This is a genomic window from Aeromicrobium sp. IC_218, assembly GCF_004336805.1.
In the GTDB taxonomy this organism is placed as follows: Bacteria; Actinomycetota; Actinomycetes; order Propionibacteriales; family Nocardioidaceae; genus Aeromicrobium.
In genome coordinates this window covers 60,962-77,095 of sequence record NZ_SJXM01000006.1, presented here as the reverse complement: position 1 = coordinate 77,095, position 16,134 = coordinate 60,962, and the positions used below count along the sequence as shown (strand labels likewise).

The 16,134-nt window shown below is 73.2% G+C and carries 18 protein-coding genes; 6 read left to right on the top strand and 12 right to left on the bottom strand.

Translation table 11 applies throughout. The features are described 5' to 3' along the window. Positions 1–6: 6 nt before the first annotated feature. Both dapD and E0W78_RS08985 read left to right on the top strand, forming a co-directional pair. Positions 7–954, top strand: a complete 948-nt coding sequence (gene dapD / locus E0W78_RS08990; RefSeq protein WP_131403533.1) for a 2,3,4,5-tetrahydropyridine-2,6-dicarboxylate N-succinyltransferase — start codon at positions 7–9, stop codon at positions 952–954. Then, positions 954–1,781, top strand: coding sequence for a hypothetical protein (locus tag E0W78_RS08985; protein ID WP_131403532.1), 828 nt, complete (start codon positions 954–956; stop codon positions 1,779–1,781). Before dapD ends, E0W78_RS08985 begins: the two co-directional genes overlap by 1 nt. On the opposite strand, the gene E0W78_RS08980 is transcribed toward E0W78_RS08985, so the two are convergent. Together E0W78_RS08980 and E0W78_RS08975 are read right to left on the bottom strand one after the other, a co-directional pair. Then, positions 1,778–2,572 carry an ABC transporter permease gene (locus E0W78_RS08980; protein WP_131403531.1) on the bottom strand — a complete coding sequence of 265 codons (795 nt, stop codon included), beginning with the start codon at positions 2,570–2,572 and terminating at the stop codon, positions 1,778–1,780. The genes E0W78_RS08985 and E0W78_RS08980 overlap by 4 nt on opposite strands. Continuing rightward, positions 2,569–3,471, bottom strand: a complete 903-nt coding sequence (locus E0W78_RS08975) for an ATP-binding cassette domain-containing protein (protein WP_131403530.1) — start codon at positions 3,469–3,471, stop codon at positions 2,569–2,571. Before E0W78_RS08975 ends, E0W78_RS08980 begins: the two co-directional genes overlap by 4 nt. Before the next feature lie 191 nt (positions 3,472–3,662). Here E0W78_RS08975 and E0W78_RS08970 point away from each other — a divergent pair, with 191 nt between their 5' ends. Further along, the gene (locus tag E0W78_RS08970; RefSeq protein WP_131403529.1) at positions 3,663–4,481 is read left to right on the top strand and encodes a methyltransferase domain-containing protein; all 819 of its coding nucleotides are present in this window, start codon (positions 3,663–3,665) and stop codon (positions 4,479–4,481) included. Between the two features lies 1 nt (position 4,482). Here E0W78_RS08970 and dapC read toward each other — a convergent pair whose 3' ends face one another. Continuing rightward, positions 4,483–5,580: a succinyldiaminopimelate transaminase gene (gene dapC, locus E0W78_RS08965; protein WP_131403528.1), complete on the bottom strand. Its 1,098-nt coding sequence runs from the start codon at positions 5,578–5,580 to the stop codon at positions 4,483–4,485. Beyond that, complete coding sequence (gene fdxA / locus E0W78_RS08960; RefSeq protein WP_131403527.1) at positions 5,577–5,900, bottom strand: ferredoxin; 324 nt, start codon at positions 5,898–5,900, stop codon at positions 5,577–5,579. The genes dapC and fdxA overlap by 4 nt, the downstream gene beginning before the upstream one ends. A gap of 97 nt (positions 5,901–5,997) precedes the next feature. On the opposite strand from fdxA, the gene E0W78_RS08955 reads away from it, so the two are divergent. Further along, positions 5,998–6,951 (top strand): GNAT family N-acetyltransferase, encoded by a 954-nt coding sequence (locus E0W78_RS08955; RefSeq protein ID WP_131403526.1) that lies wholly within the window; start codon positions 5,998–6,000, stop codon positions 6,949–6,951. A 25-nt stretch (positions 6,952–6,976) separates the two neighbouring features. Here the strand turns inward: E0W78_RS08955 and E0W78_RS08950 are convergent, their stop codons facing one another. The 3 genes from E0W78_RS08950 to E0W78_RS08940 all read right to left on the bottom strand — a co-directional run bounded on the left by E0W78_RS08950 (position 6,977) and on the right by E0W78_RS08940 (position 9,293). Beyond that, entirely contained in the window at positions 6,977–7,681 is a 705-nt protein-coding gene (locus E0W78_RS08950; protein ID WP_131403525.1) for a VOC family protein, read from the bottom strand. A gap of 64 nt (positions 7,682–7,745) precedes the next feature. Continuing rightward, positions 7,746–8,714, bottom strand: coding sequence for a hypothetical protein (locus tag E0W78_RS08945; RefSeq protein WP_131403524.1), 969 nt, complete (start codon positions 8,712–8,714; stop codon positions 7,746–7,748). A gap of 90 nt (positions 8,715–8,804) precedes the next feature. Beyond that, on the bottom strand, positions 8,805–9,293 hold the full coding sequence (locus E0W78_RS08940; RefSeq protein WP_131403523.1) for an SRPBCC family protein: 489 nt from the start codon (positions 9,291–9,293) through the stop codon (positions 8,805–8,807). A gap of 68 nt (positions 9,294–9,361) precedes the next feature. Here E0W78_RS08940 and E0W78_RS08935 point away from each other — a divergent pair, with 68 nt between their 5' ends. Further along, complete coding sequence (locus E0W78_RS08935; protein ID WP_131403522.1) at positions 9,362–9,856, top strand: VanZ family protein; 495 nt, start codon at positions 9,362–9,364, stop codon at positions 9,854–9,856. Between the two features lie 142 nt (positions 9,857–9,998). Here the strand turns inward: E0W78_RS08935 and E0W78_RS08930 are convergent, their stop codons facing one another. From E0W78_RS08930 to mshB, 4 genes are read right to left on the bottom strand one after another with little or no spacing between them, the layout of a single operon-like run. After that, positions 9,999–11,801 carry a VanW family protein gene (locus E0W78_RS08930; RefSeq protein WP_131403521.1) on the bottom strand — a complete coding sequence of 601 codons (1,803 nt, stop codon included), beginning with the start codon at positions 11,799–11,801 and terminating at the stop codon, positions 9,999–10,001. After that, entirely contained in the window at positions 11,798–12,349 is a 552-nt protein-coding gene (locus tag E0W78_RS08925) for a flavin reductase family protein (protein WP_207392695.1), read from the bottom strand. The genes E0W78_RS08930 and E0W78_RS08925 overlap by 4 nt, the downstream gene beginning before the upstream one ends. Then, on the bottom strand, positions 12,346–12,687 hold the full coding sequence (locus tag E0W78_RS08920) for a hypothetical protein (protein ID WP_131403520.1): 342 nt from the start codon (positions 12,685–12,687) through the stop codon (positions 12,346–12,348). Before E0W78_RS08920 ends, E0W78_RS08925 begins: the two co-directional genes overlap by 4 nt. After that, complete coding sequence (gene mshB / locus E0W78_RS08915) at positions 12,684–13,592, bottom strand: N-acetyl-1-D-myo-inositol-2-amino-2-deoxy-alpha-D-glucopyranoside deacetylase (RefSeq protein WP_131403519.1); 909 nt, start codon at positions 13,590–13,592, stop codon at positions 12,684–12,686. Before mshB ends, E0W78_RS08920 begins: the two co-directional genes overlap by 4 nt. A gap of 37 nt (positions 13,593–13,629) precedes the next feature. Here mshB and E0W78_RS08910 point away from each other — a divergent pair, with 37 nt between their 5' ends. Then, a complete protein-coding gene (locus E0W78_RS08910) occupies positions 13,630–15,711 on the top strand; it encodes a prolyl oligopeptidase family serine peptidase (protein WP_131403518.1) in 2,082 nt (693 codons plus the stop codon). Positions 15,712–15,728: 17 nt separating this feature from the next. Here the strand turns inward: E0W78_RS08910 and E0W78_RS08905 are convergent, their stop codons facing one another. Next, on the bottom strand, positions 15,729–16,013 hold the full coding sequence (locus E0W78_RS08905; RefSeq protein ID WP_131403517.1) for a hypothetical protein: 285 nt from the start codon (positions 16,011–16,013) through the stop codon (positions 15,729–15,731). Positions 16,014–16,134 lie beyond the last annotated feature (121 nt).

Below are 16,134 nucleotides of genomic sequence, written 5' to 3'. Positions count from 1 at the left end.
GGACGCATGACGGATGCTGCTGCGAAGACGGGTGCGTACGCCTGGGGCGTCGCCACGGTGACCGACGAGGGCGACGTGCTGGATGTCTGGTACCCCCAGCCCCACGTCGGCGCGCCGGCCGAGCACGACCTGCAGCCCGAGGGGCTGGACGCGCTCGAGGGCCGGGACGAGGTCCGGGCCGTCACCCGCGCGGTCGTGCACACGGTCGTCGACGACCTGTCCGCCGCCCCGGCCGACGCCTACGACGCCTACCTGCGCCTGCACCTGCTGTCGCACCGCCTGGTGAAGCCGCACGGCCAGAACCTCGACGGCATCTTCGGCCTGCTCAGCAACGTCGTCTGGACGACCGTCGGCCCCTGCGCCGTCGCCGACTTCGAGGCCACGCGCCTGCGCGCCCGGGCCGCCGGCCTGGTCGTCAACGTCACGAGCGTCGACAAGTTCCCGCGCATGACCGACTACGTCGTCCCGTCCGGCGTCCGCATCGGCGACGCCGACCGCGTCCGCCTCGGCGCGCACCTGGCGGAGGGCACCACGGTCATGCACGAGGGCTTCGTGAACTTCAACGCCGGCACGCTCGGCACCGCGATGGTCGAGGGCCGCATCTCGGCCGGCGTCGTCGTGGGCGACGGCTCCGACGTGGGTGGCGGCGCCTCGATCATGGGCACGCTGTCCGGAGGCGGCAAGGAGGTCATCTCGGTGGGCACCGGCTGCCTCATCGGCGCCAACGCCGGCATCGGCATCTCGCTCGGTGACGACTGCGTCGTGGCCGCCGGCACCTACGTCACCGCGGCCAGCAAGGTCACCCTGCCCGACGGCCGCGTCGTCAAGGCCGCCGAGCTGTCCGGCCAGGACGGCCTGCTGTTCCTGACCAACAGCGAGACCGGACGGCTCGAGGCTCGTCCCCGTGCCGGCCGCTCGGGCGTCGAGCTCAACGCGGCGCTGCACGCCAACTAGTGCGGGCGGCGAGCTGGGTCGTCGCCGGGACGGCGGTGGCGGCCTGCGCGGTCGCCCTCGTCTCCCTGCGTGAGGACGAGCCCGACCGCGCCGAGTACTGCGTCGCCCAGGTCGACACCCTGCGGGCGGAGGTCGACCTGGAGCAGGCGCGCTGGTCGTCGCTGATGGCGGCGATCGCGGCCGAGCGCGGCCTGCCCGCGCGGGCGACGACCATCGCGATCGCGACCGCCTACCAGGAGTCGCGCATCCACAACATCGACTACGGCGACCGCGACTCGGTCGGGCTGTTCCAGCAGCGTCCGTCCCAGGACTGGGGCACGGTCGAGCAGATCATGGACCCGGCCTACGCCACCGGCGAGTTCTTCGACGCGCTGGTGAAGATCGACGGCTACACCGAGCTCGAGATCACCGACGCCGCGCAGCGGGTGCAGCGGTCGGCCTACCCCGAGGCGTACGCCGACCACGAGCCGTTCGCCCGTGCGCTGGCGTCCTCGCTCATGGGGTACAGCCCGGCCGCGTTCAGCTGCCAGGTCAACGTGCGCGAGGGCGGAACGCTCAGCGAGGTCGAGGAGCTCGTCCGCCAGTCGTTCGGCGCCCAGGACGTCGACCGTCGTCGCGAGGCGCTCGACTACCCCGTGCGCGGCGCGGCCGACGAGCGCGCCCGGCGCGGGTGGCGCCTCGCGCAGTTCCTCGTCGCCAACGCGGCCCGGCTCGAGCTCACCTCGGTGAGCTTCGACGGACGCACCTGGACGGCCAAGGACTCCCCCGACGGCTGGGTCGAGGACGCCAAGGCGCCCGCCGACCGCGTGCGGGTGACCGTCTCCTAGCGGACGTCGCGGCGCAGCGTGGTGAGCCGGGCGACCACGCCGAGCACGACCACGTAGGCGAGCATCACCAGGATGCCGCCCCAGCGCGGCAGCATGTCGCCGTCGTCGCCGAAGGCGCCGAACGCCGAGGCGCCCACCACCGCGTCCGCCGCCGCTCCGGGCAGCACCTGGGCCACGCCCGAGAGCGCGTCGACGGCGCCGAGCGCCAGGCGGGCGATCGGCTCCACGAACTGGGTGAACGCCAGCACGGCCACGATGGCCACGACCTGGTTGGTCACCAGCGCGCCGAGGACGACGCCGAGCACCGCCCACACCGCCATGACCGCGACGCTGAGCAGCAGCACCGCGACGACGTCCGGGTCGGTCAGGTACGCCCCGTCGCCCTGCCACACCAGCAGGGGCGCGCCACCGGCGACGATCGACAGCACGGCGACGACGCCGAACACCAGGCCCAGCAGCAGCGTCGCCGTGGTCTTGGACGCCAGCAGCACGTCGCGGTTGGGCTCGACCAGCAGCGTCTGCTCGATCGTGCGGTGCCGGTGCTCGGCGGTGAACGCGAGCGTGCCCAGCAGCAGCGGGAACACGTAGCCGATCGCGTTGGTGCTGGAGTACACCGCGACCGCCGCGTCGACGCCGCCCATCATCCGGGTGCCGTCCGGGGTCTCGATCGTGAGCGAGAACGCCATGACGACGCCGATGAAGACCAGGTAGACGACCATGACGCCGAGCAGGATCCACCACAGACGGGTGCTCAGCAGCTTGCGCAGCTCGGACTTCAGCGCGGCGGTCATCGCGGGACCTCCTGGTCGGCGGTGAGGCGGAGGAAGACGTTCTCCAGGTCGACGACCCGGTCGGTGAGCTGGCGCAGCTCGACGCCCGCCGCGAACGCGCCGGCCCCGACCTCGTCGGCGGTCACGCCGCGCAGCAGGACGCCGCCGGCCTCGCCCTCGGCGTGCCAGCCACGCTCGGCGACCAGCGCGTCCAGGCGTCCGGCGTCGGCGGCCCGGACGAACGTCTCCGGCTCGGCCAGGCGGGTGAGGTCGCCGAGCGGCGACGCGTGCACGAGACGTCCGCGGGCGATGACGACGACGTCGTCCACGGTGTGCTGCACCTCGCCCAGGACGTGGCTGGAGACCAGCACCGTGCGTCCCTCAGCAGCGAAGGCGCGCAGCAGCGACCGCATCCAGACGATGCCCTGCGGGTCGAGCCCGTTGGCCGGCTCGTCGAGGATGACGACCTGCGGGTCACCGAGCAGCGCGGTGGCCAGGCCCAGCCGCTGGCGCATGCCGAGCGAGAACCCACCGACGCGGCGCTTCGCGTACGGCGCGAGCCCGACCAGCTCGAGCAGCTCGTGGCAGCGGCGGTCGTCCACGCCGACCTGCGGCGCATAGACCCGCAGGTGGTTGAGGGCGCTGCGGCCGGGGTGGAACGCCGCCTCGAGCGAGGTGCCGACGAGCCGCGCCGGGTGCGGGTGGTCGGCGTAGGGACGTCCGCCCACGAGTGCGCGGCCCGCTGTCGGCCGGGCCAGACCGGTGACCATGCGCAGGGTCGTCGTCTTGCCCGAGCCGTTCGGGCCGAGGAAGCCCGTGACCCGTCCGGGCTCGACGGTGAAGGTGAGGTCGTCGACGGCGGTCACCGCGCCGAAGCGCTTCGTGAGTCGTTCGACCGTGATCGGCGGCGCGGAGACCATGCGGTCCTCCTGGGCGTCGGGGATGCGGTGCCTCGACCCTATCGACGCACCACCGGGGCCCGGCCCGGGCCTCCCTGCGGGGTCCGCAGACCTTCCGCCGAGCCGGCGGCGAGCGGCGTCCACGGGCCTACGATCGCTGCACGACACGGGGCCGAGACCCCCTCGCAGCCCCGCTCGCCGGAGGAGGAGCCATGTCGTCGACCACCCCGGACCGGGAGCTCAAGGACCGTCACCGCGCGCTGTGGGCGCTCGGTGACTACCCCGCCATCGCCGACCAGGTCATCCCCGAGCTCGGCCGGGTGGTGGTCGAGGCCGCCCGGGTGGGGCCGGGCGAGAAGGTGCTCGACGTCGCCGCCGGGTCCGGCAACGCGTCCCTCCCTGCCGCCCAGGCCGGTGCCGACGTCGTGGCCAGCGACCTGACGCCCGCGCTGCTGGACGTCGGACGGTCCCGCGCCGAGGAGCTCGGGCTCGCGCTCGACTGGCGCGAGGCGGACGCCGAGGAGCTGCCCTTCGACGACGCCGCGTTCGACGTGGCGCTCTCGTGCGTGGGCATCATGTTCGCCCCGCACCACCAGGACGCCGCCGACGAGCTCGTGCGCGTCGTGCGTCCGGGTGGCCGCATCGCGCTGGTCTCGTGGACGCCGACCGGGTTCATCGGGCAGATGCTCACGACGATGCGTCCGTTCGTCCCGCCGCCCCCACCCGGCACGCAGCCGCCCCCGCTGTGGGGCGACGAGGAGCACGTCCGGACGCTGCTCGGCGACCGGGTCGAGGACGTGCGGGCCGAGCGCCGGCTGCTGCGGGTCGAGCGGTTCGCCGGCGGGCAGGAGTTCCTGGACTACTTCAAGACCGCGTACGGGCCGACGATCGCGGCCTACCGGGCCGTCGCCGACAACCCGATGCGTGAGGCCGAGCTCGACCAGAGCCTCGTCCGGCTCGCCGAGCAGTACGCGCCCGAGCCCGGCGTGCTGGAGTGGGAGTACCTCCTGTTGACCGCGACGAGGCGCTAGCTCAGGCCAGTCGCTCGACCGCGGCGGCGACCCGCTCGTCGGTCGCGGTGAACGCGACGCGGACGTGCTGGGCGCCCTTGGGTCCGTAGAAGTCGCCGGGCGCCACGAGGATGCCGCGCTCGGCGAGCCAGGCGACGGTGTCGCGGCACGGCTCGTTCCGCGTGGCCCACAGGTAGAGCGCGCCCTCGGAGTGCGTGATCTCGAAGCCCGCCCCTTCCAGCGCCGTCCGCAGGGCGGCCCGGCGGGCGCGGTAGCGCTCGCGCTGCTCGTCCACGTGGGCGTCGTCGGCGAGCGCGGCGGCCATGGCCCGCTGCACCGGCGTCGGCACCATGAAGCCCAGGTGCTTGCGCACCGCGAGCAGCTCGGCGACGACGTTCGGGTCACCGGCGACGAACGAGCCGCGGTAGCCGGCCAGGTTCGAGCGCTTGGACGTCGAGTGCACCGCGAGCAGCCCCTCGAAGGAGCCGCCGCAGACGTCCGGGTGCAGCACCGAGACCGGCTCGGCGTCCCAGGCGAACTCCAGGTAGCACTCGTCGGAGACGAGGAGCGCGCCGCGCTCGCGGCACCACTCGACCACCTTGCGCAGGTGCTCGAGGCCCAGGATCTGGCCGTGCGGGTTCGCGGGGCTGTTCACGTAGACCAGGGCCGGACGCTGCGGACCGAGCTGGGTGAGCGAGTCGGCCGCGACCGGCGTCGCCTGCGCGTAGCGGGCGCCGACCTCGTAGGTCGGGTACGCCCGCTCGGGGAAGACGACCAGGTCGCCCTCGCCCAGGCCCAGCTGGGTCGGCAGGTTGGCGATGAGCTCCTTGGAGCCGATCGTCATCAGCACGTGCTCGGGCCCGACGCCGACGACGCCGAAGCGGCGAGTCATCCAGTCGGCCGCGGCCTGGCGGACGTCGACCGGGCCGAGCACCGTCGGGTAGCCGGGGGCGTCCGCCGCGGCGCACAGCGCGTCCTGGACGACCTGCGGCACCGGGTCGATCGGTGTGCCGATGGACAGGTCGACGATCCCGCCGGGGTGCTCGGCGGCTCGTGCCTTGGCCGCGGCGAGGGTGTCCCAGGGGAAGTCCGGGAACCGCGACGAGACCGGGGCGCTCATTCCTGGTTCTGCGGCGGGAGGGCGGCGATCATCGGGTGGTCCTTGTCGATGACGCCCATCTTCGCGGCGCCACCGGGCGAGCCGAGGTCGTCGAAGAAGTTCACGTTCGCGTCGTAGTAGTCCTTCCACTCCGGCGGCGTGTCGTCCTCGTAGAAGATCGCCTCGACCGGGCAGACCGGCTCGCAGGCGCCGCAGTCGACGCACTCGTCGGGGTGGATGTAGAGCATGCGGTTGCCCTCGTAGATGCAGTCGACCGGACACTCGTCCACACAGGCGCGGTCCTTGACGTCCACACACGGCTGGGCGATCACGTAGGTCACTTGCTGTCTCCTTCGATGGGCGTACGCCTCAGTATCTACCGTGCGACCGGTGAGGGCCCACGGAGGCTCGCCTCATGGACGTCCGTAGGTTGTGCGCATGCCCCTGGACGTCAGCATGCTCGGGTCCCGCGTCGTCGTGCGCCACCGCGTGGGCGGCACCGGGCCGGGCGGGGGCCCGGCGATGACGGACGTCGTCGGACGCCTGCTCGCGCTCGACGAGGCGACGGCCCGGGTGGAGCGGCGCGACGGCACCGCGGTGGACGTCCCGCTCGCGTCCGTCGTCGCGGCCAAGACGGTTCCGCAGCGTCCGTTGCGCCGTCGAGGCGCGGCCGCGACGGACGCCGAGGAGCTCACCCGCATCACGTCCCGCGGCTGGCCCGCGACCGAGAGCGTCCCGCTCGGCGGGTGGGAGCTTCGCGCCGCCGGCGGCTTCACCGGGCGCGCGAACTCCGTCGCCGTGCACGGTGACCCGGGCGTGGCCGTGGACGAGGCGCTCGTGCTCGTCGAGGCCTTCTACGCCGCGCGCGATCTGCCCGCTCTGGCGCAGGTCGTCGCCGGCTCCGCCTGGGACCGGGCCTTCGCCGAGGCGGGCTGGGTCGGCTACGGCGGCGCCCGACCCGGGGCGATCGTGCAGGTGGCCGACCTCGAGCCCGCGTACGTCGCGGACTCCGACGCGCTCGTGGAGTCCCACGCGTCCGAGGGGTGGATGCGGATGTACCACCGCGTCGAGGACCTGCGCCTGGCTCGCGCCGTGCTCGAGGGGCCGGCCACGGTCGGCTTCGTCAGCATCGGCTCCCCCGCCGTGGCGATCGGGCGGGTCGTCGTGACCGGCGAGTGGGCCGGGCTCGCCGCCGTCGAGGTCGCGCCCGAGGCCCGTCGTCAGGGACTGGCCCGCCGGATCGTGCAGACGTCCCTCGCCTGGGCGGTGGAGCACGGCGCCGACAAGGCCTACCTGCAGACGATGCGCGACAACGACCCGGCCATCGCGCTGTACCGGCCGTTCGGCTTCACCGACCACCACGAGTACCGCTACCTCACGCCCGGCCGCTGAGAGCACCTACGACGTCGGGAGCGTCCTAGGGCGCGCGGCGGAGGCGGAGCTCGTTGTCGTCGGGGTCCGCGAGCATCACGCCGTTGTCCTCGCGACCCACGCGCCTGGCGCCGAGGCGCTCGAGCCGGGCCACCTCGGCGTCCGGGTCGTCCGCGACGAGCTCGGGACGCAGCCGGTTCGTGCCGCGCTTGGGATTCACTGGCTCCCCGCCCCAGGCCAGGAGCAGGTCGCCGCGCGGTGACCGGATCGCGGTCTCGCCGTCCTCGTCCCACACGAGCGGCCAGCCGAGCACCTCGCTCCAGAACACGCCGGTCGCGCGCGACCCGTCGCAGGCCAGCTCCCCCAGCAGGCCGCAGCCGGCGAGCCATCGGTTGCCCGGCTCGATCACGCAGAGCTCGTTGCCCTCGGGGTCGGCGAGGACGACGTGCGTCTCCTCGGGCAGCTGGCCGACGTCCAGGTGCCGGCCGCCCAGCTCGAGCGCCCGAGCGACGCGGGCGTCACGGTCGTCGACCGACGTGCTGGTCAGGTGCAGGTGGATCCGGTTCAGACCGGTGCGGGGCGCGGACGACGACGCGAACCGCAACGGCAGGCCGCTCCCGTCGTCCGATCGCGCGACGGGTGCGCCGGACGCGTCTGAGCCGACCCTCCAGCCGAGCAGTCCGGCCCAGAACCCGGCCAGCCGGTCGGGGTCGGCGGCGTCGATGGTCAGCGCGTCCAGTCGTGCCGTCATGGAACCTCCCCCGGTAGCCGTGCGTCCCGACGCTACGACTGGGCCCGGTCCACCTCGAGCCGGCTCAGCGGACCCGCACGTCCAGGTGCTTCATCGCGGTCGGGCGGACGTCCTTGCTGCCGGCGTACTTGATCCGGAGACGGTGCTCGCCCTTGGGCAGACGAACGCGCAGTGACTGGGTCGCCCCGGTGGCACGGACCTTCGTCAGCAACGTGCGTCCCTCGTAGACGCGGATCGTGCCACCCGGCTTGCTGATGCCGAAGCGCTGCACCAGCAGCTTCGCGCGCACCACCGCGACCCCACGACGCGCCTTGGTGCGGGCGACGCTCATCGTCGGCTGCACGCGGACGCGGATGTCGGGCACCTGGTAGGTCGTGCCGGGCTGGGTCACCACGACCTTGCCGCGGCGCGACATGAGCGGCCACCCGTCCATCAGCCGCTCGCCCGTGGTGAGTTCGTAGGTCGCGCGCCCGAGACCGTGCAAGGCGTAGCTGCCGTCGCTGCGCGACGAGTCGACGCCGTTCTCGTCCATCGCGACGGAGAAGCCCAGCGACGTCTCCCCGCGGACGGCCATCGCCGCCACGTCCACGTTCTTCAACGGCAGGCCCGACGGCGTCAGCAGTCGTCCGCGCGCCGTGGAGGCGGGCTCCATCACGGCGTCGGCGAGCGTGTTCGTCCCGGCCGTCAGCGTCACGGTCCGGAAGACGGTGCCGTGCTCCTCGGCGTGGTCGACGAAGGCGAGCTCCCAGGTCCCCGGCTCCAACGTGCGCGGGGTTCCCCAGAACCGCGACCCCTTGCTCGGCCGGACGACGCCGTCGGACCCGCTGACTCCCAGGTAGGCGGTGTACCCGTTGAAGTCCTCGTCGACCTTCTCGGCGATCAGGTCCACGCCGCGCTGCGGCGCTCCACCGGCGGTCACGCGGACGGAGACGCGGGTGTCGGCCGTCTCGGCCTGCACCGAGGTGACGGAGCCGGCCACGAGGGCGGCGGCAGCGACGGCGACGCCGGCCAGACGCGGGGACAAGAGCTTCAAGACGGACTCCGAGGTCGGGACGAGGGCAGCGGCTCATGCTAGGCCGCGCCGACCCGCCGCGTCCGGCGTTCGGGACAGGACGCACCCGGGTCAGTCCGTCGTGCTCGCTGGCCGGGGGTAGCCGCGGACGACGGCGCGCTCGAGCAGCCCGAGGGACGCTCGCAGGGCGGTCTCGCCGACGACCGGGAAGATCGGCTTCCACTCCGGGGCGGCGTCCGACCAGTCGCAGTACGACGTCACGCGCGTTCCGCCCTCATCGGCGGGCTCGAGGTCGTAGCCCCAGACGTGGCCGATCGGCGGCTTCACCGTGCCGTGGATCGTCCACTCCACGCCGCGGGCGTCGTGCCGCGTGATGATCACCGTGACGTCGTAGCGGCCCATCGGCAGGTCCCCGAGCGCCTCGCGGTCCATATGGACGACGAACGAGTCCCCCACCGAAGACACCGGACGTCCGGTCGCACCCTGCAGCATCCCGCTGGCGTCGATCGCGACGTGCCCGTCGGGGTCCGAGAGCACCGACCGGATCGTCGCCGGGTCGGCCGGCACGAGCCGGGTCGCGCTGATCCGCTCGTCGCTCATGGCGTCACCGTAGACCGCCGCCGGACCCCGACCGGCCGGGCGACGAGCGTGGACGAGAGACTTCGCCGGTGATCAGCACCTTTATCGCCGGGCACCAGACACTCATGGCCTTACTCGTCGGGGCCGCCCTGGTCGTGTGCGTCGCGCTCGCGGCCGTGCTCGTCCGTGCCGGAGACACCGGCCGTCGCGTCGCCGGCGTCCTGGCCGCGCTGGGCCTGCTCGGCATCGTCGGCCTGACGCTGGTGCCGGACACGGCGCGGCCCGCCGACGTCCGGTGCAACCTCGACCCGATCTACTTCCTGCGCGACCACGAGAACATGCTGCTGTTCCTCGTGCCGGCGCTGTTCGCCATCGTGGCCCTGCGTCGTCCGCTGCTCGTGCTCGCCGTGGGCGTCGGCATGTCGCTCGCGATCGAGGCCGTCCAGGCCGCGGTCCCGGCGGTGGGACGCCGCTGCGACGTCGACGACTGGCTCGCGAACGGCATCGGCACCCTCGTCGGCATCGCGGTCGCCGCGGCGCTCGTCGCCGTCCTCGACCGCCGCCGATCCGCCGTCCCGCGCTGAGCGGCCCGCGCCCGGCGAGCAAGCTCCGACTCAGCCGGGCCGGTGACCTGTGGTCACTCTCCGGCGGGAAAGTGACCACAGGTCACCGCCCACGCTCGTGGAGTGACCGCCACTCACCGCCCCGCACGGAGCGGTGGTCCGACTAGCCGGCGTTGGCCGCGTCCTCGGCGGCGCGGCGCTCGGCGCGCTTCTTGCGCTGCTCGGCCTTCTTCTTGGCCGGGTCCTCGCCGCAGATCACGTGGTCGGCGGCCTGGTAGGTCGTCGTGTACTTCTCGGACTTCTTGCGCTGCCCGTCCTGGACGAAGTAGCGGTAGATGTCGATGTCGAAGCCGGTGATCGGCGACTGCGGGACGCACTTGTCGCTCGTGTCGTAGCGCTTGCCCGGGGTGCGGAAGTTGTAGCGGCCGGACTTGCCCGCCTCCACCTCGTCCCAGACCTTCGTCGAGAACATCTGCACGTGCATCTCGCCCTGGCGGCCGGGCGCGCTCTTGTCGACCCAGGCGTTGATGAGGACGCCGTGGTCGGTGTTGTTCTTGAACTTCATGTCCAGGCTGCCCCAGTAGACCGTCGCCTCGCGACCGACCGGGTAGCGGTCGATGTAGAACGTGTGGGCCTTGTGGTGGACGTCCTCGAGCCCGGCGAAGAAGGCCGCGTTGTACGTCGTGGTGACGACCTGCGAGACACCTCCGCCCGGCTCCTCGCGGAACTGGCCGCCGTTGATGACCGAGCCGGTGGTGAAGCCGTTCTCGACGGTGCGCTCGCCGACCGTGTCGTTGAAGCTGAACGTCTCGCCGGGCATCACCAGGGTGTCGTCGAGCAGCTCGGCGGCACGGCCCTGGTTGATGTTGCGGTACTCCGCGTGCGGGAAGTACGTCGTGAACTCGCTGACTTTCTCCTTGACGCCCAGCTTCTCGGCGTCGGCGGTCGTGAACTCGGGCTCGACGACCTTGGCCTCGACCGTGACGGTGCGCGCGGCGCCGCTCTCGGTCAGGACCGGGACGATCTTGGTCGCCATCTCCTGGGGCTGCAGGCCGATGCCGGTCTTGCTCGGGACGATGCGCGGCTTGCCGCTGTCGACGACGATGCGCGCGTCGACCGCCTTGCGACCGACGCCGCTGGTCTCGGCCGCGAGCGCGCCGGAGAGCTTCTCGGGGTCGATGACCGCGGTCATCGTGCCGTTGACCGGCTCGATCTTGAGCGCCGGCGCGTAGGCCGACACCGGCAGCGCGACCTTCTTCTCGCCGACCGCGATCGTCACCGGCGCCGAGACGGCGGGCTCGGCGAGCTCGGTGACGGCCTGCTGCAGGCCGGCCTCGTCGACGTCGGGCTCGACGACGTTCGTCTCGACGTCCACGACCGGCTCGTCGGTGGTGCCGTAGACGGCCTCGACGGCACGGGCGGTGGCGTCACGGTCGACGGCCACGCCGTCCTCGGGCGAGCGGGGGCGCGGCTTGCCCTTGGGGAAGGTGATGAGCGGCTGGACGACCTCGACCTCGACGTCCTCGGCGACCTTGTCCAGCGCCGAGGCCATCTTCGTCGGGTCGGACGTCACGACGAGGTCGTGCTCGTCGCTGCCCAGGACCAGCTCGGCCATGCGCACGGGGTTCCAGGTGCGCTCGCCACCGGCCTGGTCGACGCTCTCGGCGGCGTCCACCTCGAGCCCGACGTCGGCCGGGCTGACCTGGACCGTCTCGGTCTCGCCGTCGACCTCGTACTGCAGGCCGATCTCCGCGTCCTCGCGCGCCTGCACGGCGTCGGCGACGGTGCGCTCGGCCTTCGCCGGGCTCATGCCGCCGACGTCGATGCCGCCGATCGTCGCGTTGGCCGGCAGCCGCGATCCGGTGAGGAAGAAGCCCGCCAGGTACAGGCCGGCGAGCACGACGACCACGCCTCCCAGGCCCCACGACAGCTTCTTGTGGCTGCGGACGAACGAGGCGACACTCATGCGGGCTCCTGCGTGGTCGGGGGACGGTAGACCGTCTTCTCCGAGGCGTCGGTGTGGACGAGACGTCCGTAGTGCGAGCGGTAGTACAGCAGCGGGTCGTCGATCTCGTCGCGGACGCGGGCGAAGACCACGCTGCCCACCAGGATGGAGTGGTCACCGCCGTCGTGGACAGCATGCGTCTCACACTCGAGCCAGGCCAGACCCTCGTCCATCAGCGCGACCCCGGTCTCGGGGCCGCGGTGGTGCTCGACGCCCTCCAGCTGGGACTCCAGCGGACGTCCGCGGTGGGCGAACCAGGCGGACGTCTCGCGACCGCCCTCGGCGAGGATCGAGACGCCCCAGACACCGCTCTCGAGCACGGCCTCGTGGAAGCGGCTGTTCTTGTGCGAGCAGACCAGGACGAGCGGCGGGTCGATCGACACCGAGCAGAACGCGCTCGCCGTCATGGCATGGTCGATGCCCTCGTGGACGGTGGAGACGACGGTGACGCCGCTGGCGAACCTGCCCAGCGCACCGCGGAACGCCTTGTCGTCGATCGGATCCCTCACGGCACGAGTTTAGGTTTCCACTGGGAGGCCACCACGAGCGCCCCGCCGCCACCGAGGGTGAAGACCCATCCGAGGGCGTCGTCGGCGACCAGGTAGCTGTCGCTCCCGGCCACCATCGGGGCCAGCACGGCGACCGCCCAGCCGACCGCGAAGCAGGCCGTGCCGAGCGGCACCAGAGCCTCCGCGCCGCGGGCGGCCAGGAACGTCGCGACGACGCCCACGGCCAGCCCCCACGGCAGCTCGAGCCCGCCGACGTCCAGCAGGTGACGGTGCACGAAGGACGCCATGAGCCCCGCCCACAGGCCGGCCAGCCCGGCGACCACCCGCCAGGCGGTCACAGCCCGGCGAAGAGGTCGTCCTCGAGCCCGGAGGGGCCGACCGGACCCCGGGTGCCGCGGGCGAGGCGGTAGTACTCGGTGCCCCACACCGTCTGGCCGACGTTGTTGGACAGCGCGAAGAACGGGCCGTCGACCTCGACCTGCGAGGCGTGCGCGCGCAGCGCCGCCGACTTCGCGTCGAGGAAGGCGGTGCCGTCGATCGCGGCGTCGAGCTGGTCGTCCTCGAAGGCCATCGGCGGCAGGTTGTCGGCCTCCCACCCCTCGAAGGACGTCGTGTCGCCCGCCTCGCGCAGCGCCGTGAGGCCCTCGCGGAAGGCGCGGGCCGACATGGCCGACCAGTAGACCTTCGCGATCTCCCATGGCTCGCCGAGCTCGGGCTTGTACGAACGGACACCGGCCAGGCTCGCGGCGTACATCGCCACGCGGTGGGCCTGGACGTGGTCGGGGTGGCCGTAGCCGCCGAACTGGTCGTAGGTGACGAGCACCTGCGGGCGGACCTCGCGGATGACCTCGACGAGCAGGTCGGCGGCCACGAGCAGGTCGGCGGCCCAGAACGCGTCCGGACGCACGTCGGCGCCGGCGGTGGCGTTGCCGTCCTCGCCCCAGACCATGCCGGAGTCGCGGAAGCGTCCGGGCCCGCCGAGGAAGCGGTGGTCGGTGACTCCCAGCTCCTTCATGGCGGCGGCCAGCTCACCGATGCGGTGCTCGCCGAGCCGGTCCTCCTGGTCGCTGGCGTAGTGCGCGATCTCGGGGACGAGGATCTCGCCCTCCTCGCCGAGCGTGCAGGTGACGAGGGTGACGTGCGAGCCCTCCGCGACCAGGCGGGCCATGGTGGCTCCGTTGCCGATCGTCTCGTCGTCGGGGTGCGCGTGCACGAGCAGCAGCCGCTTGTCGGCAGAGTCCATGGGTCACAGGCTAGCCACGCTGTGATGAGATCGGGGCGTGACCGTCTCGTACCCCCGCCTCGCCGCCCGCACCCTCCGCTTCACCCTCGGGGTGCCGCGCAACGTCACCGTCTCCCCCGACGGCACCACCGTCCGGTTCATCCGCACGCCCGACGGCGTCACCCGCACCGGGCAGCTGTGGGCGCTGGACGTCGCGTCCGGCGAGGAGACGCTGCTCGTCGACCCCGCCGACCTGCTCGGCGCGGGGCCCGAGGAGCTCACCCCCGAGGAGCGCGCCCGCCGCGAGCGCAGCCGCGAGGGCTCGGCCGGACTCGTCTCCTACGACGTCGACCCGACCGGACGCTGGGCCTGCTTCCCGCTGTCCGGGCGCCTGTTCACACTGCACCTCGGCGCCGGGGCCGTCCGTGAGCTGCCGACCCCCGGCGGCGTCATCGACCCGCACCTGGACCCGACCGGCCGCCGCGTCGCGTACGCCACCGCCGGCGCGCTGCGCGTCGTGGGCGTCGACGGCGAGGACGACCGCGCGCTGGTCGAGCCCGACGGCGACCACGTGACCTGGGGCCAGGCCGAGTTCATCGCGGCCGAGGAGCTCGACCGCTACCGCGGCTTCTGGTGGGCGCCGGACGGCCGGTCGCTCGTCGTGCAGCGCACCGACGAGTCGCCGGTCGACGTCTGGCACGTCGCCGACCCCGAGCACCCCGAGCGCACGCCGGTCCCCCAGCGCTACCCGGCCGCCGGCACGCCCAACGCCGACGTGACGCTGTGGATCGTCGGCCTCGACGGCTCCCGCACCGAGGTCGTCTGGGACCGCGAGGCGTTCGAGTACGTCCACCAGGTGTCGTGGAACGAGCACGGCGACCCGGTCGTCCAGGTGCTCGGCCGCGACCAGCGCCGCTCGCAGGTGCTGGCCGTCGACCCGGCCACCGGCGCGACCCGCGTGCTGCGCGACCTGACCTCACCGGCGTGGGTCGAGCCCAACGCGTCCCCGGCCCGCTTCGCCCCGGGCGGACGTCTCGTCACGCTGGAGGACGCCGACGACAAGCGCCGCGTCCTCGTCGACGGCGAGCCGCTGGGCGACGCCACCTGGCACGTCCGCGGCATCGTCTCGGTGCACCCGGACGCCGTGGTGGTCACCGCCTCGGACGACCCGACCCAGGTGCAGGTGGTGCGGCTCGGGCTCGACGGCTCGGTCGACCCGGTCACGTCCGGCGCGGCCGTGCACGGCGCGGTGATCGGCGGCGGCACGACCGTCGTCACCCGCGCCTCGCTGGAGTCGGCCCGCCCCACCGTCACCGTCTTCCGCGACGGCACCGACCCGCGCGAGCTGCGCGTCGTCGCCGAGGACGCCCCGTTCCAGCCGCAGGTCCGGCTCCTGACCGTCGGCGAGCGCGAGCTGCGCGCCGCCGTCGTCCTGCCCCGCGAGCACGTGCCCGGCTCGCGCCGCCTGCCCGTGCTGCTGCTGCCCTACGGCGGCCCCGGCGCCCAGATGGTGCTGAGCTCGGCCCGCATGTTCCTCGAGGCCCAGTGGTACGCCGACCAGGGCTTCGCCGTCGTCGTCGCCGACGGCCGCGGCACGCCGGGCCGCTCGATCTCGTGGGAGCACGCGATCCTGCACGACTTCGCCGGCCCCACCCTGCAGGACCAGGTGGACGCGCTGCAGGGCGTGGCCGCCGAGCTGCCCGACGACCTGGACACGTCCCGCGTGGGCATCAGCGGCTGGTCGTACGGCGGCTACCTGGCCGCGCTCGCCGTGCTGGCCCGACCGGACGTCTTCCACGCCGCGGTCGCCGGTGCGCCGGTCACCGACTGGCGGCTCTACGACACCGCCTACACCGAGCGCTACCTCGGCCACCCGGACGAGCGCCCCGAGGTCTACGACGAGAACTCGCTGACGCACCTGGCTCCCGACCTCGAGCGTCCGCTGATGATCATCCACGGCCTGGCCGACGACAACGTGGTGGCCGCGCACACGCTGCGGCTGTCGTCCGCGCTGCTGGCCGCCGGACGTCCGCACACGGTGCTGCCGCTGTCGGGCGTCACGCACATGACGCCGCAGGAGACCGTCGCGGAGAACCTCAAGCTGCTCCAGCTCGACTTCCTGCGCACCCACCTCGGCTGAGCCGGGCGGGCCGGTCGTCAGGCGCGCGGGCGCTTGAGCCGCTTGGGCTGGGTGGGCAGCTCGAGCGGCACGACCGGTGCCGCCGGCGCGTCGGGCTCGGGGGGCACCCAGCCGCCGGACTCGTCGGCCAGGTCGGCGGCCACGGCGTCCCAGGGGTCGACCGCCACGACCGCGGCGAGGTCCTCGTCGTCCTCCTCGCCGGCGAACATCTCGCGGCGCACGCTGCTGCGGTAGCCGGCCTCGTCCAGCGCGGCGACGAACGCCTCGGCGTCGTCCATCTCGTCGAACCACACGTCCTGCACGCCCCGAGCGTAGGATGGGGTCGTCCCGTCGCCCACCACGAGGTACGCATCCGTTGAAGAGCTGAGGTCCGAGACCCTGCGCGGCACTGCCGCGCGTCCTCGTCGACCTCTGCCCTCCGGC